We start from the raw sequence: 21,439 nt of genomic DNA, 5'->3' as shown, positions 1-21,439 counted from the left end.
GGCTGGACCGGGGCCGGACACTCTTCGGTCAGAGCGTGACGACATTGACCTTTGCGCCCAGCGTCGCGCGCGCGATGTCGACCAGGTGCCGGTGATGGGTGAAGAACAGGACTTGCGTGTCCGAGGCGAGTTCGTGCAGCATCCGGAAACCGGCGACCGCGCGGGCATCATCGAAATTGATGAACAGGTCGTCGGCGATAAAGGGCAGCGCCTGCGTGCGTGACAGGTAATCGCTGATCGCCGCGATACGGAGCGCCAGGTAAAGCTGGTCCGCCGTTCCGGTGCTCATGCCCGAGATCGGCACCACCGAGCCGTCTTCCCGCACGCCTGAAAGCTGCGCGTTGTCCCTGTCGTCGTAATCGACACGGAGACTCGCGAAGCTGCCGCCTGTCACGATCCCGAACAGGCGGCCGGCATTGTTCAGCAGCGGCGACGTCTGTTCCCGCATGTAGCGGTCGGTCGCCCATTTCAGCAGCACCGCCGATGAGCGCACCCGCACGTAGCGTTCGGCCACGTCGCGGAGATCGGCAATGGCCGCCTCCCGATCGGCCGCGGCGCGCGCGGCGGCATCGCCGCCACCGATCGCCTCGAACGCGGTGCGCGCGGCGAAGCGTGCCTCGGTCGCCTGTTGGAGCCGCCGCTTGAGGTCGTCGCTCTCCTGTTCCAGAGAGGCTTCACGGGCGATGACGTCGTCGATATCGACATCGGCGCATTCCGCCGCGAGCGCCGCCGGATCCATGCCGTCGCCCTCGCGTTCGAGGGTCGCGACGATCTCGGCCAGTGCGTCGTCCTGCGCGCGCAGCCGGTCGGAACGCGCGATTGCGTCGGCCAGTTCGTCGCGGCTTTCGACGCCGGCCAGCGCCTTCAGGCGATCCAGCCGCTGCTCCGCCGCCCGCATTTCTTCGCCGAGCGCGGCGATCCTTTCGTCCAGTTCCGCGAGCTGGTCCCGCTTGGAGGCCTGCCGTTCGCGCTGCTTCTCCGCCGCGTCAAGGCGACCGGTAAGCTCCAGCATGGCGGCGTCGGCGGGTTTCCCGACAAGATCCCCGGCAATCCCGGCGACAAGCTCCGCGACGTCGCGTTCGAAATCGGCGATATCGGCCCTGATCTTGTCGATCCGGTCGTGCCGCAGGTTTCGCATCGCCTCGGCCTTGCCGCGGATTTGTTCGATGATCTCGATCCGTGTGCCGAGTTCCGCCGGCGCGGTATCGGCCGGCAGGCCGAGATGGTCGAGCGCCACCGCCCACTGTCGTTGCCATTCGGCGAGATCGTCGCGTGCGCTCGCCAGGTCCCGTTGCAAGCGCTCGATCTCGGCCGTGACATCGCGCATGGCCTCGGTGAGACGAACCTTGTCGGTGGCGACCGCCCGATGGGCTTCCAGCGCGTCCATGGCCCTGCGCAGGACCATGCCGATCCCGTCACTGCCGCCGATTGCCGCAACATCTGCCAGGCCGGCGAGTTCTGCCACCAGCAGATCCTTCGCCGCGCTCGCCGCCTGTGCGGCGGCGTCGCGTTGCGCCATTGTCTCGTCGCGACGGGCCAGCGCCTGGCCCAAACGCTCCCGCCGCACCAGCCAGTCGAGCATTTCCGAATGGCCGCGCGGTTCCAGCCCGCTGTCCCGCCAGCAAGCCGCCCAGGCCCGGGCCAGCTCATCGCCCTCCGTCGCCAGGGCCTCGAGCCGCCGTCGGGACCAGGCCATTTCCTCTTGCTGCCGTTCCGCGCTGCCGACAAGGGCTGCAAGCGCCGCCGCGGCTTCCGCGTTGTCGAAGCGGCGGTCGGCAAGTCTGTCCGCCGCCGTCCGGGCCTCGTCGAACGCCGCGAGCGGATCGCCGGAAAGATCGCCGGCCGCGGCGCGCTCCGCCTCGCTCGGCTCCCGTTTCTCGACATGCAGCGCCCTCACCAGCGCCCAAACCGCCTCGCGATGCGCCCGCGCCGATGCGACATCGCCAGCCGCCACGACATCTTCGCGACGCGCCAATCGCTCGATATCGCGCTCGATCCGGTCGACTTCGTCCTCGATCGTCGCGAGACGCTGCTGCTCCTCCCGCAGGCGGGTTTCCCACGCCGTGGTCCGGTCGCGATGCTCCTGGATCGCGTCCCGGCTCGGCACCGTGAGCGTGACCGCCGCGCGCGCGTCGGCGACCTCAGGACGCAGCCCCGCCCGCAGCCGCTCAACTTCCGCATCGGCCGCCGCATGCGCCTGCCCGGCTTCCCTCAACCGACCGGCCAGATCGCCCTGGTCCCGCACCGCGCTGATCGCCGATGCCAGTCGCGAGACGTCAGCTGCCTCGCCGCAGGACACCATCCGCTCACGCAGGCGCGCCTGTTTCGCCTCGGCCTCTTCCAGCGCCCGCGTCCGGCCGGCGACGTCCGCCGCCAGTGCCCCGTGCCCGTTCATCAGGTGACGTACCGTGCTGATCCGGGGACGCGGCGGCAGGCGATCCGCGATCGTGGCCGCATCGCCTTCTTTCCAGCCGAGTTCGCCAGCCAGCTTCACGACATCGATCGCGGTCGCGGTCAGCTCGGCCTCCCGCTTGGGCAGGTCCCGGCGCTCCTGCCCGATCTCGATACGCCGTTCGTCCAGGCGCCGCACATCATCGGCACGCCTGACCAGTTTCTCGTCGAACGCGAGCGATTCCAAAGCACCCGCCGCCTCGTCGCGCTGCGCGGCAAGGGTTTCGATCCGCGTCGCGGCCTCGCCGATATCCCGGATCGCGCGCTCCAGGTCCGCGGCAGCATCAGCGGGCAGGCGCACCGTTTCACTTTCGGCTGCAATCGCCGTCTCGATCGCCGCCTTGCGCCGGACATGCCCGTGAACCCGCCGAATCCGGCTCAGGCGATTGCGTTCGGCCATGGCCGCGCGCTGCTCTGCGTCGATGGTCTCGCAGGCCTCCTCCGCGGCCTCGCGGGCCTTCTGCAGATCCTCCCACCTCTTCGCCGACAGAGTATGCTCGCGAAGTGCCCGCTCCGCCTCCTCCAGCCGCTCCCTGACCCGGTAGAACTCCCGCTTCTCCGCCTTCCGCGGGCCCCACAGACCGTCCGCCTCCTGGTCGAGGGTTTGCTGGATCCGCCGCAGGCCGGAAATTCCTGAGCCCGCCGAGAACATCACCTGGCCGACCTCGTCGTCCTTCGCCTCCAGAATCGCCCGGCCGCCCTCTTCCAGCCGGCCGTGATCGAGGCTGAACATGCGCTCGAAGAATGCCCGGTCGGTGCCGAGCAGGAAGGCCGCGAGCGCCGTTTCGCCCGCCGGCCAGGCAAGGCCGTCATCGCCCAGCAGCGTGTCCTTGTTGCCCTTGCGTCGGGCGAACGACAGGATGTCGCCATTCTGCTCGAGCGTGGCGGCGATCCGCATGTCCTTATTGGCATGCAGGAAATTGAACGGGGAGTTCTTCGGGATGCCGAACAGGAGATCCCCGATCGCCGCGAGCGAGGTCGATTTGCCCGCCTCGTTCGGCCCGAAGACGACATGCAGATCGACTTCGCCACGGGGAAATTCCAGCAGGCGGTCGGTGAAATGGCCGTAGCGGAGGAGATCGAGCCGGGCGATCCGCATTCAGCCCTCGCCTTCGGCAAGGCGCGCCGCCAGGTAGGGACCGATCTCGCGGATCAGGGCGCCGGGATCGTCATCGAGGATCGCCCTAAGGACGGGATCCTCGGTCCCGGCCCGAAGGTCGTGCGGCAAGGCGCGCATGAAATCGCGCAGATCGTCGCCGAGAAGGGTCGGCAACTCGCCGCTCGCGACACCGGCCTCCAGCATCGAGCGGAGCTCGCCGATGGCGTCGGCGCGCTCGACGGGCGCCTGCACGGTCGCCGTTTCGATCATCACTTTCTCGACCCAGGCGACCTCGTTGCCGAGGCCGAGCGCCAGCGCCTGTGCCTCGGTCAGCAGCTTCTCGCCGGCAACGATCAGTTCCGGATGCGCCTCCGTCCGGCCGCCGAGCACCACGCGGCAGGCGAGGAGCCGGCCGTCAGCCGCCGCGCGCACCGCCTCGTCGAGCGCCCGGCCGATCCGGTCGAGAACCGCGCCGAAGCTGCTCGCGCCGTCGACGGCGACCGGCACGAGGGCCCAGCGAACCGTGTCGCACGGCACCGTTTCGAGACTGCTGACCTCGCCATCCTCGACGCTGACCAGCATCGCGCCCTTGGGCCCGGTCTCGCGGATATGGCGGCCCTGCAGGTTGCCCGGAAAAACCACATGCGGCTTCTCGCGCAGCACCGCGGCCTGATGCACATGGCCGAGCGCCCAGTAGTCGTAGCCCCTGTTCTCGAGGTCCTGAATCGCGCAGGGCGCGTAATTCGCATGGCCGCCCATCCCGCCAAGACCGGTATGGAGAACGCCGATATTGAACAGCCCGGCGTCGGGGGCGGGATAGTCGAGCGCCAGGTTGTCGGTGACGTCGCGGGTCGCGAAGCTCTGGCCGTGCAGCGCAACGTCAAGCCCGCCATGGCGAAAGCTCTGCGGCCGGCGGGTGTCGAAGACATGGACGTTGGCCGGCAGCGTGAGCTGTCGGGTGATCTGGCTTTCCGCATCGTGGTTGCCGTGCAGCAGATAGACGGCGATACCCGCCTCGTTCAGCCGGCCCATTTCGGCCGCGAAGAAAAGCCCCGTCCTGAAGTCCCGCCAGTCGCCGTCATAGAGATCGCCGGCAATCACCACGAAGGCGACCGCTTCCTCGATCGCGATCGACACCATTCGCGACAGGGCCGCCCGGGTCGCCGTGCGGATGCGCTCGACCGCGATACCCTCGAGCCGGGACAGCCCGCGCAACGGGCTGTCCAGATGCACATCGGCGGCATGGAGAAAGCGGAACGACCCACCCATGAGGCTAGTACCCCCTCCCGGTCACGACGACAGAAGCCGGACCGGACGAGATCATGCGGCCACGCGACCCCGACCAACGGAAAAGGCGGCTACGAGGTTCCGGCAAGAAGGATAAAGCGGCGCGTTCGAACATAGGACCAGATCATACAGCGGACCGGCGACAAGTTTCAGCCGCCGAAAACTCCGCCCAGCCGCAAGCGTGCGCCGGGACCGGCAGAGACATGCGTGCATATGGACAGCCGGTCACAACTTTATCGACATGGCGTCGCCGAAGGGAAGGATCGAATTGCAGTTTGGCCGCCCGACTGCTTTGCAAATCCGACGGCTTGCGTCATGGAGACACGAACGCCGGGCAGCGTGACAGAGCAGCAGGGGAAGACCCTCCTGCTCCGTCATGCTGTTGCGGGTCGGTGTACCGGCGGCGCAGCGGGCCGCCCCGGGGAACCGTCAGTGCCAGGTGCCGTCCTGCCGGTCCCAGGCGCCGGCGCGCAGGTCGTCGGACGCCGCGATCAGGTGCCGTTTCTGGATTTTGCGGCTTGGAGTGCGCGGGAAGTCCGTCACATAGGTCACGAAGCGCGGGATCTTGAAGGCCGCGAGCCGCTTCTCGCAGTGGGCAATGACCTTTTCCGGCGGCACGTCATCCTTCGTCACGCCCTCGCGCAGCAGGAGGTAGGCCTTGACCTCCTCCTTCCGCATCGGGTCGGGAACCGGGATGACGGCCGCTTCCTCGATCTCGTCCATCGCCCGCAAGGCCGCCTCGACCTCGGCGGCGGCGATATTCTCGCCGGCCCGCTTGATCATGTCCTTGATACGGCCGACGATGTAGTAGTAGCCGTCCTCGTCGCGGCGGAAGACATCGCCGGTGCGGAACCAGCGTCCGCGGAAGGAATCCTTGTTGGCTTCCGGGCGCTTGTAGTAGCCGAGCAGGATCGATCGGCCGGCAACCCAGAGTTCGCCGGTTTCCCCGTCGGGGACGTCGTTGCCTTCCTCGTCGACGATGCGAAGCTCCCGGAACGGCCCGGGAAGGCCACAGGTCGGGATCAGCGCCTTCTCCGTCGCCGCGGTCGGGACGATGGTCGCGCCGCCGATCTCGGTCATGCCGTAGCCTTCGCGCGCGACCACGCTGAAGCGCCGCTGGACCTCCTCGCGGGCCTCGCGCCGCCAGCCGTAGATGCTGACATATTTCAGGAACAGCTCGCCGTCGGCCGGCGACGGCTCACGCGCCTTGAGCGCCGGCTCCGGGAAGATGCAATAGTTGATCCGGTAGTCCTTCAGCCAGTCGTAGAAGCGGGTCAGGCTGATCCGCCGCGCGACATGGGCCGTCGCCCCGAGCTTCATGGTCATCAGGAACTGCCACATGGGATCCATGTAGAAGAACGGCGCCCAGATCAGCGTGTGCTTGATGTCACCCCGGTTGTTGTCCCTGAAACGCGCTGCGTAATGACCGATCAGCATCCAGTAGTCATGGGTCAGCATGCAGCCCTTCGGGAACCCGGTCGTGCCCGAGGTGTACTGGATATTGAGCAGGTCGCTGCGCATCACCGGGGTCGGCGGCGTGAACGGTGCCGCCCCCGCATCACGCAGCGCCTGCCAATGGGTGTGGCCCTCGACCGGCTTGCCATGCACGATCACGCGCGGATCCTCGACCAGCGGCGGGCGCTCGTCCATGCCGAGGAAGGTTTCCAGATATTCCTCGCCTATCACCAGGAACTGGCTGTCGGAGTCGGACAGCACGAAATGCAGTTCCTCGCCGGTATAGGCCGTGTTGACCGGGATCATGATCGCCCCGATCCGGCCGAGCGCGACCCAGGTAATCGGAAATGCCGGCACGTTCGGCAGCATCACCGCGACATGGGTGCCCTTGCGGACACCCTGCAGAAGCAGGCTGGAGGCGAGCCGGTCGGCCGCCTCGTCGAGCTGGCGATAGGTAAACGTTTCGCCCTCGTCGAACCAGATGCCGAGAGTGGCATGGCCCATTGCATCGGCGCGTTCGCGAACGAAGGCGCCGAGGCTTTCGGGCAGGGTCAGGGCTTCCATCTCCTCCCGCATGGGAATTATTTCCGTAACGCCGGGATCGTTGGCCATGATGTCGGAATCCTGTGATCGGATGGCTGACGGGTTTACTCGAAGGTCGGCTTGCCGCCGAGCGGGGTCGCCGAGGTGCCGGGCTTGGCCAGGTAGGCGGCCCGCTGCAGCCGGTACATGTGGCTGGTGAAGGCGACCGCATCCCGCCGCGGCAGCTCCATCGAGCGCTTGAACACTTCCATCTCGACACGGATGGCGAGCGGCGGATGGGCGGCGATCTTCTCGGCCACCTCCATGGCGCGTTCCATCAGATTCTCCGGCTCCACGATCTCGTTGATCATGTCATGACGGAGCGCGTCCTGGGCCGACAGCGGGTCGCCGGTCAGCAGCATCCAGTAGGCGACCGCCTGCGGCAGATGCCGGGCGAGCTGGGTGGAACCGCCGGCGCCGCCCATGCCGTAGGCGATCTCCGGAAAGCCGAGACGGGCATTCGGCACGGCGATGCGGATGTCGGTGTGGCAGAGCAGGTAGATCAGGCCCATGCCCATCGCCGGGCCGTTGATGGCGCCGATGATCGGCTTGAAACGCTCGATCTCCTTCAGCTCGCGCTCCCAGCCCGGACGGAGTTCCGGATGCTCCGGATCCGACGGCCAGAAATGCGCGTTCAGGTTCTCTTCCATCGACGGGTAGCCCCAGTCGTTCTTGATGTCGTCGCCGCCGCAGAAGGCCCGATCGCCGGCGCCGGTCAGGATGCCGACATGAACCGACTGGTCGGCCATGAAGGCCTTCATCTGGTCATGGAATTGCTGGTGCATCGCCGGGGTCAGCTGGTTCACCGGCGCGTTCTCGATGGTGAAGACGGCGATCTTGCCGTTGCGCTCGTAGCGGATGGTCATCGGGGTTCACTCCTTGATACGGGTTCGTTTGATGGGTTCAGTCGCCGCGCACGCCCGCCGCACGGCGGCGGAGAAGCTCGGCGCCGACCATGGCAATGGTGGTGACGACAATGAGAAGGCTGGATACCGCCGCGACCGTCGGGCTGACCTCCAGCTTGAGATCGGCCCAGATGCGCATGGGCAGCGTCTCCTTCCCGCTCAGCATGAACTGGGCGATGATCAGTTCGTCGAAGGAGACGAAGAAAGCGAACACCCCGGCCGCGACGATCGCCGGCAGCAGGCTCGGGAAGGTCGCCGAGAAGAAGGCCCGCACCGGCCCGGCGCCGAGGACGCGGGCCGCGCGTTCGATGGTCGGATCCATCTGCCGCATCGCGGCGCCGACGATCAGCACGACGAAGGGCATGGCGATCGTCGCATGCGCGCCGGCAAGCGCGATCTCGCTGTCCGCGAAACCGAAACGGATCGCCAGGATGAACACGCCGAGGGCGATGAAGATGTGCGGAATGATGATCGGCGCGGTGATCAGGTAGGTCAGCATCTGCCGGGTTCGCGCCGCGCCGCGGTCGAGGGAAATCACGGCCATCGTGCCGACGATCGTCGCGACCAGGCTGGCCAGCAGGGCGACCTTGAAGGACAGGATCGTCGCCGAGACCCAGACGGCATCGTTGAAGTAGGTCTCGTACCAGCGGATGCCGAGATCCTGCGGCGGAAAGCGCAGGAACTGGCTGTTGCTGAACGAGATCGGGATGATCACGAAGATCGGGAAGGCGAGGAAGGCGATCACGCCCCAGAAATAGGCGCTGAGAGCGAAGCGGGAGAAACCTGTGCGTTGCATGTCCATCAGAGGCCTCACGCGATCCGGCGGGTGATGAGATTGCCGAGCCGGCGGATGACGATCACCGTCAGCACCGTGCCGAGCAGCAGAAGGATCGCGAGCGCCGAGGCGAAACTCCAGTTCAGGCGCTCGACCTGGAACTCGATCAGGTTGGCGAGCATCATGTCCTGCCGTCCGCCGACCAGCGCGGGGGTGATGAAGAAGCCCATCGACAGCATGAAGACGATGATCGCGCCGGTGATGGTGCCGTCGAGGCTGAGCGGGATAAAGACCCGGCGCAGCGCCTGCCAGGGCCTGGCGCCGAGCACCCGGGCGGCGCGCATCAGGTCCATGTCGATCTCGGTCATCGCGCTGTAGGCGGTGACGATCTGTACCGGCAGCAGGATCTGCAGCATGGCAAAATAGACCGCGCCGCTGGTGAAGAGCAGCCGCACCGGCTCCTCGGTCAGGCCGAGTCCGAGCAGCGCCGTGTTGATGATGCCGTCGCGCCCGAGCACGATCATCCACGCATAGGAGCGGATCAGCACGCTCATCCAGAGCGGGATGAAGATCAGGAAGATCAGCAGGAACTGGGTCTTGCGCGGCTGCAGATTGATGAAATAGGCGATCGGGTAGCCGACCAGGGCGGCCAGGAAAGCGACAATCAGAGAGACCTGCAGGGTTCGCCAGAACACCGCCAAGTAGACCTTGCGATCGGCGATCCGCTCGAAATGCTCCAGCGTGAAATCGGGGTTCATCACGCTCGCCTGGATGAGGTCCAGGCTGGGCACGAGAAAGAACACGAGCAGCAGACCGATGGCGGGCCAGAGAAGCCAGGTACGGCGGATGAACGCGAGCATCGGGAAGCCTTGTGCTGTCTTGGGCGAGGTCGGCACGGGCCGGGGCAGGCGGAACCGGGGCGCGCCTCGAACGGCGCGCCCCGCCGCGTCTTGCTAGTGGACTATTCGAGCAGCCATTCGTTCCAGCGCTCGTTGATCCAGTCGATGTTGTCAGCCCAGAACTCCTCGTTCGCACTGAACTGCATCTCGGCATTCGCCGGATAGGTCGGCATCTGTTTCGCCTGCGCCTCGTCGAGTTGGTCGAACAGACCGGGCGCGAAGTTCGGATAGGGCAGGACCTTCAGATACTCGAGCTCGAGATCCGGGCGCGTGGTGCGGATGCGGATATAGTCGTGCGCCTTCTCGATATGCTTACTGCCCTTGACGATGCTGACGTGGGACACGTGCAGCGCGCCGCCGTTCCAGATGATCTCGGCCGGGATGCCGCTTTCCTGCAGCTTGCCGACCCGGCCGTTGTAGGTGGTCGAGTAGAACACCTCGCCGTCCGAGAGAAGCTGCACCGACTGGGCGCCCGAGGTCCACCAGACCGGGATATGCTCCTTGATCTCGTCGAGCTTGGCGAAGGCGCGCTCGACGCCTTCCTTGGTCGAGAGGATCTTGTAGAGATCTTCCTTGGCCACCCCTTCAGCGAGGAGGGCGAACTCCAGATTGTATTCCGGACGGCCGCGCAGTGAACGCGGACCCGGGAAGGTTTCGACGTCCCAGAAATCCGCCCAGGATTCCATCTTCTTGCCGTCGGGATTCTTGTCGAGGCGCTGGACCAGCACGGTCGAATAGCTCGCCGCCACGACGCCGAACTCCTTGCGGGCCATTTCCGGCAGCTTGTTGTCCGGATCGACCAGCGCGTAGTCGATCGGCTCCAGAAGCCCCTTCTTCACCGCAAGCGGGTAATCGGACGCGGAAATTTCCGAAACGTCCCATACCGTGTTGCCGGCCCGCACCATGGCTTCGATTTCGGCCATCCGCTTGGCTTCGGCACCGACCTGCTTGATCGTCCAGCCGGTGTCTTCGGTAAAGGCCGGGAAGAAGTATTTCTCGTTCACCTCGGCGACCACGCCGCCCGAACCGCTGACCGCGATTTCGTCGGCAACGGCGGTACCGAGCGTGGCAAGGCCGAGGACCGCGCCGGTGAGCACGGCACTGAAGATGTGTCTGCGTCTCGTCATGTAGACCTCCCGTTAGTATCCCTGTCTCAGGCGCCGACCGCAGTCGCCGCCGCTTCCCTGCCGGAGACCGGCAAGGCGTCGCTCAGCAGAAAGCCGAGTTCGATGGTGTCGCCGCGGGCAAGCACGGTTGCCCCCGGCCCGCGATGTTCCTGGAAGAGAAGCGCCCCCCCGCCAGGCAGCACGGCGCTGTAGTGAACGAGGTCGCCGAGAAACAGCACCTCGTCGATGCGGGCGGTGAAGTCGATCAGCCCCTCGCGGCGACCGGCCGCGCGCTCGATCTTCTCCGGCCGCACGCTGATCATCCGCGCCTCGGCCAACGCACCCTGGGCGGGCACGTCGCAGCCGAGTTCGACGATGCGGACGGCACCGGCATTGCCCGGTTCCAGCGTCAGGATGTTGGTCTTGCCGATGAACTCGGCCACGTAGCGGCTCTTCGGATAGTCATAGATCCGGTCGGGCGTATCGACCTGGGCGATCCGCCCCTCGCCCATCACGGCAATCCGGTCGGAGAGCGCCAGCGCCTCTCCCTGGTCGTGCGTGACGAAAACGATCGTGCACCCCAGTTGCGCGTGATAGCGCTTGATCTCGAGTTGCATGGCCTGCCGGAGCTTCAGGTCGAGCGCGCCCAGCGGCTCGTCCATCAGCAGGACCGGCGGCTCGAACACCACGGCGCGGGCAAAGGCCACGCGCTGACGCTGGCCGCCCGACAGCTCCTTCGGCATCCGCCCGCCAAGATCGGCCAGCCGTACCATGTCCAGCGATTCGCCGACGCGGCGCGCCACCTCCGCCTTCGCCACACCGCGCAGGCGCAGCGGGAAAGCGACATTCTCGAAAACGTTCATGTGCGGGAAGAGCGAGTAGCTCTGGAAGACCATGCCGACGTTGCGCTGTTCCGGCGGCAGCCCGCCGACCGAGCGTCCGTCGATCATGACCTCGCCGGCGGTCGCATGGGTGAAGCCGGCGAGAACATTGAGCGCGGTTGTCTTGCCCGAGCCACTCGGCCCGAGGAAAGTCATGAACTCGCCCGGCTTGACCTCGAGATCGAAGTCGGCGAGCGCGTCCACCGGGCCGTAGCGCTTGCTCACACCGCGAAAACTGACGGCTGCTCCAGACATCCTTCCCCCATTCCTACTGACCTCGTCGCGATCGAGACACCCGGCGCCGTTCTTTACGGTTGCACTTTTATTATTTATGACGCTGATGTCAGTTATGATGTTGACGTCATTTTTGACGCATGTCAACATCCTGTGGTGACGAAGATCCAGCGTTCCGACATTCCGGTTTTCTATCTGCCTGACCTGTTGCGGGAGCGGGCCGACAATGCGCGTTCGCTACCCAAGCGTGCGCGCACGCGGCTCGGGCTGATCGCCGCGACCGCGGCGGAGATGGACCGGGTCGGCTACGAAAAGCTGACAATCGAGAAAATCGTCGAGCATGCCCGGGTGGCCCGTGGCACCTTCTATCTGTATTTTCCGAACCGGTCGGACGCGGCAATCGCGGTGAGCCGTGCCTTCACCGCGCTGATGCGGCGATACCGCCCGCGCGCGCGGCCCGGAGACAGCGCCTTTCAGACGATCTACCGCATGAATCGATTCTACGTGGCCTGCTACGCGCGCAACGCCCGCATCCGGGTCGGGCACGAGGCGCTGATGCACGAGCGGCCGGAACTCTCCCGCTCGATGGATTTTCTCAACCATCGCTGGGCAAAGGTCGTCCTGCGGGATCTGTCGCGCCGGATCGATGCGCCGCCGGCTCTCCTCGACAAGCCGCAGTCGATCCTCGCGGTGCGCGCAATCATCGGCATGGCCGACGAACTGCTGCGCGAGATATTCGTCAGGGCGAGTCCGCGCCTGGTGAATGTGGCGCGGGACGAGGAAAATGTCGCGGAAGTGCTGACCACCCTCTGGTTCCGCGCGCTTTACGGCGCGCAACCGCCGGAGGCCAAGGAGATCCTCCCCTCGGCGTTGCCGGGCAACCGAGTTCGCCGCTCGAAGCCCTAGGCGCTTCGCCGCGGATGCCGCGGGATCAATCGCCGGCTGGCAGCCACTCCTCCAGCGTCACCTCGAGCGTCATGCAGATCGCGTTCGAGCCGGCGACGAACAGCCCGCCATAGATCTCGCCCTGGGGATCGGCGACCACCCCGGACAGGGCGGCCTTGATCGCGCCATCCTCGTCCGACCGCACCTCGCCCGCGAGGCTGACGATCTCTACCGCGGGACCCTTGACCTCGATGAACTTGTCGTCGTTCGCACCCAGGCAGGCATCGACCAGGCTGCCGAGCGCGCCGCGCACGAAGGCGTTCCTGAAACCGTGCGCCAGGCAAAGTTTCTCGACGCCGATCACCAGGTCCTCGTTGGGCGCGATCCGCGCATAGGCAACGCGACCCATCGTGCCGTTGGTCACCGACGTCATCTCAGTCATGGTCCCGCTCCTCGAATGGCTGCAGAAGAAGGATGTTCGTCTCCGGATCGAAGGCGAGCCGAAGCTCGAAATTGTCGAGCGAGGTGACAAGCACGCAGACCGGTTCGGGCCCGACGATGCATCTTTCGGTCAGGATATGCCCGCCCTTGACCCGCCCGTCCTCGCGCCGGAAGGCGGCATGGCAATGGACGAGCGGTTTTCTGTCGGCGTCCCGGCCCAGCGTCGCGTTGCCGAAGATCATGTAACTGCGGCCGGCGTCGATCGGATCGCCATAGGCGATCACCGCCTGTCTCGTCGGGTCGGGCGGCGCCACGCAATAGTGAATACTGTCGAAAGCGCCGCCCAGTATCGTCGTCGAGGCATTGTGGATGCCGATCTCGGCAAGCGGCCCGACTAGTCCGTCGAACAGGCTCAAGCCCGGCATCAGCGCCAGCCGGACATGCCGCGCGGTATCGGAATAGAGGCTCTGGATACGGACCGGATTGAACTTTCCCGGATGAACGAGTGTCCTCCGGCGGGAGTGGCTGGTCGAGCGGGTGATCGTCATGACCCTGCCCGTCTCGCATCGAGCGCCTCTTTCACCAGTTTCTTGGTGATCTTTCCGTAGCCCGACTTCGGAAGCTCGTCGAAGATCTCGACATGGGAAGGCATCTTGTAGGCGGCGATCTGCCCCTTGAGCCAGTCCTTCAATTCGTCGCCGGTCAAGGCGCATCCGTCGTTGAGCACGATCGCGGCGGCGCCCGCCTCGCCCCATTTCTCATGCGGAACGCCGACGACCGCGACCTCACGGATCGCGGGATGCATGAGAATCTTTTCCTCGATCTCACGCGGATAGATGTTCGAGCCGCCCGAGATGTACATGTCGCTGTTGCGGCCAGTGATGTAGAGAAATCCTTCGGCATCCATCCGACCGAGATCCCCGGTGCGGAACCAGCCGTTGCGGAAGGCCTGCGCGTTCGCTTCGGGATTATCGTAATACCCAGCGAAGACCGCCGGCCCGATCACGCAGATCTCGCCGGTTTCGCCAGGCGCGACTTCGCGACCGTCGGCATCCTGAATGGAGACCGACATGCCGACCCGCTCCAGGCCGCAGGTTCCGGGCCTCAGGTCCCGGCTGTCGTCTGCCGCATGCATCGACGCCGGAAAGACCGTGATGTTCCCGGTCACTTCGCCGAGCCCGTAATACTGCACGATGACCGGTCCCAGAACCTCGAGAATGCGCTTCTGGTCGGCGCGATACATCGGCGCCCCGGCATAGATCACGTAACGCAGCGACGACCTATCGGCGTGCGAGACGGAGGGATCCTCGACCAGCATCTTCAGGATGGTGGGGACGGTGAACATGTTGGAGACCCGCCACCGCTCGACCAGCGCCCAGGCGGCCGGGACGTCGAGCTTCTCGGTCGGCAGGAGAACGGTCTTGGCTCCTTTCGCCACCTGCACGAGCTGGTGGATGCCCGCGCCGTGCGAGAGCGGCGCGACGACCAGCGACGCATCACGGTTCGTCGTGCCGGGCATCAGGTCGCAGAGATGGTTGGTGACGACGAAGGCCATTTGCCCGTGCGTCAGGACCGCCGCCTTGGGCCGGCCGGTGGTCCCCGAGGTGTAGAAGAACCAGCACGGATCGTCCCGGTCGACGGGTGCGGCCGCGACCGGCTGGCCGCGATGGCTATCGACGAGCGCGTCGTAGCTCTCGCCGAACGCCGAAGGCTCGATCGAGACCAGGAAGCGGAGCGCGTTCGACTGCCGGCGCGCGGCCGCCGCATGATCCGGAAAGGCCGCGTTGCAGATCATCCCGACCGCGCCGCTCGACTGGGCCAGATAGGCGACCTCGTCCGGCGTCTGGCGGAAATTGGCCGGGACCCAGACGGCGCCCAGGCGGAAGCAGGCGAACATGGATTCGAAGAGCTGGTTGCAATTCTGGGACTGCACCAGGATCCGGTCGCCCTTGACGACACCGAACCTCTCCCTGAGCGCCGCAGCCATCGCCTCGACGCGGGCCTCGAGGTCCGCCCATGACCATGTCCGGTCGCGCCAGACGAGAGCGATCTCATCGCCATGGCGGCGCGACGCCTGCGTGAGGAAGCTGGCGAGATTCATCACGCGCGTCGAGCGGAGCGCAATACCGCCCGCGGGGTTCCGGCCGGTCATTTTACGCGCTCGAGGATCGATACGAAGTTCGCGACCGCCGCCCCGCCCATGTTGAAGATCCCGGCCAGCCGGGCGTCGGGCACCTGCATGTCACCCGCCTCCCCGGCGAGTTGCATCGCCGCCATCACATGCTGCGACACGCCGGTGGCTCCGACCGGGTGACCCTTGGACTTGAGCCCGCCGGACGGATTGACCGGCAGCCGGCCGTCCTTCTCGGTCCAGCCCTCATCGATGGCGCGGAATCCCTGGCCCGATTCCGTCAGTCCCATCGCCTCGTATTCCATGAGTTCGGCGATGGTGAAGCAGTCGTGGGTCTCGACGAGCGAAAGATCGTCCAGGCCGATCCGGGCATCGGCCAGCGCCCGCGTCCAGGCCATCTCCGCGCCCGCGAAATGGGTCTTGCTGCGCCGGCTGAGCGGCAGCCAGTCGTTGACCTGCACGGCCGAACGGAACGCGACGGCACGCGGAAAAGCCAACGCATGCGCCGCTTCCGACAGCACGGCCGCCGCCGCCCCGTCGGAAATCAGCGAACAGTCGGTCCGCCGGAGCGGCCCCGCCACGGTCGGATTCTTCTCCGAAACCGTGTTGCAGAAATCGAAGTCGAAATCCTTTCGCATATGCGCGAAGGGATTGGCGAGCCCGTTCCGGTGATTCTTGGCGGCGATACGCGCCATGCTTTCACGCTTGTCGCCGAATGCCTGGAAGTAGGATTCCGCAATGGAGGCGAACACCCCGGCGAAGCCGCCTTCGATGTCGGCCTCCTCCTTCCGGTAGCTCGCACCGAGAAGCAGGTCGCCCGCCGTCTCGGTCGAGACCGCCGTCATCTTCTCGACGCCGACGACCAGCACGTTCCGCGCCTTGCGCGCTTCGATCGCGTTGATTCCGGCGTGAATGGCGGCCGAACCGGTGGCGCAGGCATTCTCCACCCGCGTGGCCGGCACGTAACGCAACGCGCTCGACGTCAGGCCCGGGAGCGATGCCTGGAAATCCTGCTTCTGGAACCCGTTGTTCATCGTTCCCAGGTAGATCGCGTCGATATCGGCCGGGTCGATTGCGGCGTGGGCCAGGGCGGCCTCCACCACTTCGGCGATCAGGATTTCCGAATCCTTCTTCGGCCATTTTCCGAATTTCCCGTGAGCCCATCCCGTTATACAAACCGACATTCAGCGACACTCCCTTGTCTGGCGGTAATCGGTACCGGATCGTTCGGTCTATCCTCTCGCGGGCCGGACTGTCCGGGCGGTGATGCAGGGTACTGGTTCAGTCCGACAGGCCACGGCCCTCGATCGGCCAGATCGCTTCCAGCACATCGTCGCGCACCAGGTGAATGACATCGTGGAGGTTGGCCGTCGGGTCACAATGGGGGACCGTGCATTCCAGGCGGCTCCCGGCCGGCGGCGGCGTGTGACCGGGATGGGTCTTCAGGCGACCGAACTCGTCGCCGGCCCAGACGATCTGGCCGATCTCGATACCGTTCAGGAAGGCGCGCGGCGGCGGGCCATCGACCGCGAAACTCTTGGTTCCGCCGTCGGTGATCGCCTCGCCGTTGGCACTGTGCGCGATGACGGTGACAGCGACGAACAGCGAGAAGTGGAAGACCTCCTGCCCGGCGCCGTGCATGTCGACGGGCCGGTAGCCCTCGTCCATGAACACGTAAGACCCGGCCTGGACCTCGGTCAGCAGATCTGCCTCGAAATCGAGCCGATGGCTGCCCGAGCCGCCACCGCTGATGATTTCCGCGGGCAAGCCGGCGGCCTTCAGCGCCTCGAGCGCCGACCGCAGGCGGTCATTCGCCGCCTGGTTCGCCGCACGCCGCTCGCCGTGCCCGAAGACATGCTGGACGTTGCCCGCATAGGCCTGGACGCCGGCATAGGCGAGGCCCTGCTCGGCATCGATCGCCCGGGCGAGGGCGACCGCGTCCTCGGGCGTGACGACGCCGGTGCGTCCGAGCCCGGTATCGATGTCGACGAGGACCGCCACCGTCGTCCCGGCCGCCCGTGCCGCGGTGGCATACGCGGCGACAAGATCGGCGCGGTCGACCACGACGGTCAGCTCGGCACCCCTGGCCGCGGCTTCGACCAGCCGATCGATCTTGCGCCGGCTCGCGACCGGGGCGGTCAGCATCAGCGGCGTGACGCCGGCCTCGAACAGGGCCAGCAGTTCCCCCGGCTTCGCACAGGCGATGCCGAGTGCGCCGGCGGCCAGTTGGGCCTTCGCGATGGCCGCGCATTTGTGGGTCTTGGCATGTGGGCGCAATCCCATGCCGCTCGCCCGGGCCATCTCGGCGAGGGCGGCGACATTCGCCTCGAACGCGGTCGCATCGAGCAGCAGGGCCGGTGTCTCAAGCCGCGCCCGCCCCCCTTGCACGGCAACGAGCGGTTCGTTCAGTTCGGCTACTCCGCCGGTCATATCACGGCCTCCTTCGCACTGGACTCGCGCAGCATACGCGTCGCGTCATGATCGACGCACAGGGTCTCGGCATCGATCACGACGCCATAATCGCGCGCCGCGCCCTCGACCGTCACCTTCTCTTCCATGACGTCGGCCAGCACCCGCGCCGGCTCGCGTTCCAGCGCGTTCCCGAAGCCGCCGCCGCCGGCGCCGACCAGGCGGAAGATCTCGCCCGCCCTGGCGGTGAAATTGTGCATCGGCATGGCGGGCAACAGCCGTTCCGAGCCGTCGCGCGCTATCAGGACATGCCCTGACGGCGCGCCGGCGCCGCCGCCCTCGATGCCGTAGGGCGGATGATCACGCCGGTCGCCGCGCAGCGTGAAAGTGGCGTCCTGGTGGAACAGGAACTCGCGAACGAAGGCGAGGCCGCCGCGATTGCGCCCGGCCCCGCCTGAATCCGGCACGAAACCGTAGCGCACCACCTCGATCGGCATTTCCGCCTCGATCATCTCGATCGGCTGGTTGGAGATGTTGGCGGCCGGGTTCGATATGCCCTCGATGCCGTCGCGATCGGCCCGCGCGCCCCAGGTCCCGACGAGCATCTCGTTGAGCACGAACTGCCGGCCCTGGTAGGTACCGCCGGCGGCCAGCAGGAACGGCCCGCCTTCCGAGCCGCCGATGGCACGGGCCGGAATGACCTTGGCGAGCGCCTGCATGATGGTGTCGAAGACGCGATAGCCGACGACCCCGCGCGCGCCGCAGGCGGCCGGGAACAGGGGATTGAGCAGGCAGCCTTCCGGCGCCCGCACGGTAATCGGCTTGAGATAGCCATCACAGTTCGGGATATCGCGATGCGACAGGCAGCGAATGGCGGTGAAGGCGGCCGATTCCGGCAACGAGATAGGACAGTTGATACTGGCCGCGACCTGTCCGGACGTGCCGGAGAAGTCGATGTCGATCGTGTCGTCCGCGATGGTGACGGTGGCGCGTATCTTGATCGCCTCCGGATGGTCGCCGAGGCCGTCGAGATAGTCCTCGCCAACGAAAACGCCGTTCGGCAGTTCGCGGATGGTTTCGCGCATCATCGCCTCGGCATAGTCGTGCAGGGCGTCGATATAGGTTCCGAAGTCCTCGGCGCCGTAGCGTTCGACCAGCGACAACAAGCCCTTCTCCGCCGTCCGGCAGGCCGCGATCTGGGCCCGGAGATCGCCCAGCACCTCGACGGGCTGGCGGGTGTTGGCCTCGATCAGTTCGAACAGCGCCCGGTTGGGCTTACCCGCCTCGTACATCTTCATCAGCGGGATGCGCAGCCCCTCCTGCTGGATCTCGGTCGCGTAGATCGCCACGCTGCCCGGCACGATGCCGCCCAGATCGGTGTGATGCGCGACCGTCGCGGCGTAGCCGGCCAGGCGGGCCCCCTGGAAAATCGGCTTGAGCACGTAGATGTCGGGAAGATGCTGGCCGCCCGACCCGTAGGGGTCGTTGGTGATGAAGACATCGCCCGGCGCCATGTCGTTGCCGAAGCGTTTCCGGATGAAACGCATGACGCGCGGGAATGAGCAGAGCTGGATCGGCAGGGTCAGGCCCTGGGCAATGATCCGGCCCTCGGTGTCGCAGAGCCCGGTCGAGTAGTCCATGATGTCGCGGACAACCGGCGAATAGGCGCTGCGCATGAGGATGAGCGCCATTTCGTCGGCGATCGACGAAAGCCCGTTTCGAATGACTTCAAGCGTAATCGGATCGACGCGGTTCATGCCGGGGTTACCTCAATCTCGATGTTGCCAAGGGCATCCAGCCGCGCCGAGGCATTGGGTGGCACCACGCAGGTGCAGTCATAATCCTCGATGATGAACGGGCCGGGGCGGTAGCTGGACTTGAGCGCCTCACGGCCGACAACCGCCGTCATGACCGGGCCCTCGCCGAAATTGACCGGCCGGTCGGTCCGTTCGAAGCGCGGGGCCGGGGCGAAGCGCGCGATCTTCGAGGCCATCGGGACCGTCACGGAAAGCCGCGCGTTGACCAGTTGCACGGGATCGGTGGTCGAGCGATGGCCGTTCGTCCGCTCGTGCTCGCAATGGAAACCCTCTTCCAGCGCACCGATATCGCCGCCGTTCATGTCACCGGGGATGTTGAGTTCGTAGGCCTGGCCGAAATACCGCAGGTCGGCACTGAAATGATAATCCGCGAGCCCGGTGTCGTATCCGTCGGCCCTGAGCGCATCCATCGCGCGGTCGCGCAACCTGGCCTTGATGCCCGGCAGCATGTCCGCCGGCATCTGCTTGGTATCGACCAGGAGCGGCTGCACGAATTCCTGCTCGACGTCGGAGCGCAGCAGGCCGAAGCCCGAAAACACGCCTGCCGCCAGCGGCACGATGATGTGCTGGATCCCGAGCGCCGAGGCGATATCGGCCGCGACCACCGGGCCGTTGCCGCCGAAGGCGATGAGCGAGAAATCGCGCGGATCGCGGCCGCGATAGGTGGAGACCGCCTTGACCGCCCGGGTCATGGTCGAGACCGCGAGCATGAGGATGCCGCGGGCGGCGACCGCGAGATCCTGTCCCAGCGGGTCGGATATCTGTTGCCGCAGGGCGGCGCGGCCGGCTTCGGCATCGACCTCGATCGAGCCGCCGGCCAGCGTCACGTCGTTGATGTAGCCGAGCGTGACGAACACGTCGGTCAGCGTCGCCTGCGTACCGCCGCGGCCGTAGCAGACCGGCCCAGGCATCGAGCCCGCGCTTTCCGGCCCGACCGCGACCCGCCCGAGGCTGTCCAGCGACACGATGCTGCCGCCGCCGGCACCGATCTCGGAAACGTCGATGAACGGCATCTTGATCGGGTAGCCGCCGCCCTTGACCAGCTTGCTCGACAGGTTGATGCCGGCGCCGACCTCGTACTCGTCGGTCCGGGCCGCCGCGCCATTCTCGATCAGCGCCGCCTTGGCGGTCGTGCCACCCATGTCGAAGGAAATGATGTTGGCGCCCCGGCCCTCACCGCGCACGAGGCGGGCGCAGGCGATGACGCCGGCGGCGGGCCCGGATTCGACCAGCGCGGCGGCGCGCCTGACCGATGCCGCGAGGCGCATGATGCCGCCGCCGGAATGCATCATCTCGATCGGCGCGTCGATGCCGATTTCCGCCAGCCGCCCGGCCAGCGCGTCGGCGTAATTCCGGATCACCGGGCCGACATAGGCATTCACGACCGCCGTCGAGGTCCGTTCGTATTCCCGGATCTCGGGCAGGATCTCCGCGCCACGGCAGATATAGACCCCGTCTCCAAGCGCATCGCGGAGAATCTCCTCGGTCCGTATCTCGTGCGCCTGGTTGGCGTAGGCGTGCAGATAGCTGATCGCGACCGCCTCGACCTTCTCCCGGCGGAAAACCTCCGCCGCGCGCGCGACATCGTCTTCGTTGAGCGGGGTCTTGACGCTGCCGTCGGGACGGAGCCGTTCGCGGGCCTCGAGCCGCAGGCGCCGCGGCACCAGCGGTTGCGGCTTGTCGTACTGCAGGTCGTAGAGAACGGGGATCCGCAGCCGGCGGATCTCGAGAACATCGCGGAAGCCCGCGGTCGTAATCAGGCCGGTCACCGCGCCCTTGAATTCCAGGATGGTATTCGTGGCCACCGTCGTCGCATGGACGATGCCGGCGACGCGCCCCGGATCGATCCCGAAATCATCGATGATCGCCTTCAGGCCGAGTGCAATGCCTCGGCTGTAGTCGTCCGGCGTCGAGGCAACTTTCCGGATCTCCACGGTACCCTCGTCGTCGACGAGCGCAATGTCGGTGAAGGTCCCGCCGATATCGATGCCGATGCGATAGGTCTTACTCATTTCATGGTCTCTCAACGTCACGAAGCCGGGGCAAGCAGCGTCGGCTGCTACCGAAGACGAAATACGACCC

16 protein-coding genes are annotated in these 21,439 nt (G+C 66.4%); 1 reads left to right on the top strand and 15 read right to left on the bottom strand.

All coding sequences use genetic code 11. The annotated features are described in order from the left end of the window. Positions 1 to 28: 28 nt before the first annotated feature. The 8 genes from OCH7691_RS19435 to OCH7691_RS19400 all read right to left on the bottom strand — a co-directional run bounded on the left by OCH7691_RS19435 (position 29) and on the right by OCH7691_RS19400 (position 11,695). The gene (locus OCH7691_RS19435) at positions 29 to 3,550 is read right to left on the bottom strand and encodes a YhaN family protein (RefSeq protein ID WP_085885270.1); all 3,522 of its coding nucleotides are present in this window, start codon (positions 3,548 to 3,550) and stop codon (positions 29 to 31) included. Then, entirely contained in the window at positions 3,551 to 4,819 is a 1,269-nt protein-coding gene (locus OCH7691_RS19430) for a metallophosphoesterase family protein (protein WP_085885269.1), read from the bottom strand. Between the two features lie 447 nt (positions 4,820 to 5,266). Then, positions 5,267 to 6,904, bottom strand: a complete 1,638-nt coding sequence (locus OCH7691_RS19425) for a class I adenylate-forming enzyme family protein (protein ID WP_085885268.1) — start codon at positions 6,902 to 6,904, stop codon at positions 5,267 to 5,269. Between the two features lie 35 nt (positions 6,905 to 6,939). Then, positions 6,940 to 7,740 (bottom strand): enoyl-CoA hydratase/isomerase family protein, encoded by an 801-nt coding sequence (locus OCH7691_RS19420; protein WP_085885267.1) that lies wholly within the window; start codon positions 7,738 to 7,740, stop codon positions 6,940 to 6,942. 37 nt (positions 7,741 to 7,777) lie between these two features. Next, entirely contained in the window at positions 7,778 to 8,581 is an 804-nt protein-coding gene (locus tag OCH7691_RS19415; RefSeq protein WP_217808155.1) for an ABC transporter permease, read from the bottom strand. Positions 8,582 to 8,589: 8 nt separating this feature from the next. Next, positions 8,590 to 9,414, bottom strand: coding sequence for an ABC transporter permease (locus tag OCH7691_RS19410; protein ID WP_085885266.1), 825 nt, complete (start codon positions 9,412 to 9,414; stop codon positions 8,590 to 8,592). 101 nt (positions 9,415 to 9,515) lie between these two features. Next, positions 9,516 to 10,580, bottom strand: a complete 1,065-nt coding sequence (locus OCH7691_RS19405) for an ABC transporter substrate-binding protein (protein WP_085885265.1) — start codon at positions 10,578 to 10,580, stop codon at positions 9,516 to 9,518. A gap of 26 nt (positions 10,581 to 10,606) precedes the next feature. After that, complete coding sequence (locus OCH7691_RS19400) at positions 10,607 to 11,695, bottom strand: ABC transporter ATP-binding protein (protein ID WP_085885264.1); 1,089 nt, start codon at positions 11,693 to 11,695, stop codon at positions 10,607 to 10,609. A 135-nt stretch (positions 11,696 to 11,830) separates the two neighbouring features. Here OCH7691_RS19400 and OCH7691_RS19395 point away from each other — a divergent pair, with 135 nt between their 5' ends. After that, positions 11,831 to 12,580 carry a TetR/AcrR family transcriptional regulator gene (locus OCH7691_RS19395; protein ID WP_139839808.1) on the top strand — a complete coding sequence of 250 codons (750 nt, stop codon included), beginning with the start codon at positions 11,831 to 11,833 and terminating at the stop codon, positions 12,578 to 12,580. 25 nt (positions 12,581 to 12,605) lie between these two features. Here the strand turns inward: OCH7691_RS19395 and OCH7691_RS19390 are convergent, their stop codons facing one another. The 7 genes from OCH7691_RS19390 to OCH7691_RS19360 form a co-directional block, all read right to left on the bottom strand. Further along, a complete protein-coding gene (locus tag OCH7691_RS19390; protein ID WP_085885262.1) occupies positions 12,606 to 13,001 on the bottom strand; it encodes a PPC domain-containing DNA-binding protein in 396 nt (131 codons plus the stop codon). Further along, on the bottom strand, positions 12,994 to 13,548 hold the full coding sequence (locus OCH7691_RS19385; protein WP_085885261.1) for a PPC domain-containing DNA-binding protein: 555 nt from the start codon (positions 13,546 to 13,548) through the stop codon (positions 12,994 to 12,996). The genes OCH7691_RS19390 and OCH7691_RS19385 overlap by 8 nt, the downstream gene beginning before the upstream one ends. Continuing rightward, entirely contained in the window at positions 13,545 to 15,152 is a 1,608-nt protein-coding gene (locus OCH7691_RS19380; RefSeq protein ID WP_085885260.1) for an acyl-CoA synthetase, read from the bottom strand. The genes OCH7691_RS19385 and OCH7691_RS19380 overlap by 4 nt, the downstream gene beginning before the upstream one ends. After that, the gene (locus tag OCH7691_RS19375) at positions 15,149 to 16,315 is read right to left on the bottom strand and encodes an acetyl-CoA acetyltransferase (protein WP_085885259.1); all 1,167 of its coding nucleotides are present in this window, start codon (positions 16,313 to 16,315) and stop codon (positions 15,149 to 15,151) included. The genes OCH7691_RS19380 and OCH7691_RS19375 overlap by 4 nt, the downstream gene beginning before the upstream one ends. A 97-nt stretch (positions 16,316 to 16,412) precedes the next feature. Continuing rightward, positions 16,413 to 17,561: an alanine racemase gene (locus OCH7691_RS19370; protein WP_085885258.1), complete on the bottom strand. Its 1,149-nt coding sequence runs from the start codon at positions 17,559 to 17,561 to the stop codon at positions 16,413 to 16,415. Beyond that, entirely contained in the window at positions 17,558 to 19,297 is a 1,740-nt protein-coding gene (locus OCH7691_RS19365) for a hydantoinase B/oxoprolinase family protein (RefSeq protein ID WP_085885257.1), read from the bottom strand. The genes OCH7691_RS19370 and OCH7691_RS19365 overlap by 4 nt, the downstream gene beginning before the upstream one ends. Beyond that, positions 19,294 to 21,369, bottom strand: coding sequence for a hydantoinase/oxoprolinase family protein (locus OCH7691_RS19360; protein ID WP_085885256.1), 2,076 nt, complete (start codon positions 21,367 to 21,369; stop codon positions 19,294 to 19,296). The genes OCH7691_RS19365 and OCH7691_RS19360 overlap by 4 nt, the downstream gene beginning before the upstream one ends. Positions 21,370 to 21,439 lie beyond the last annotated feature (70 nt).

Origin of the sequence: Oceanibacterium hippocampi, from assembly GCF_900172325.1 — a bacterium.
Taxonomy (GTDB): domain Bacteria; phylum Pseudomonadota; class Alphaproteobacteria; order Sneathiellales; family Sneathiellaceae; genus Oceanibacterium; species Oceanibacterium hippocampi.
The sequence above is the reverse complement of the archived record's forward strand: the minus strand, read 5'-3'. Positions and strand labels throughout refer to the sequence as shown.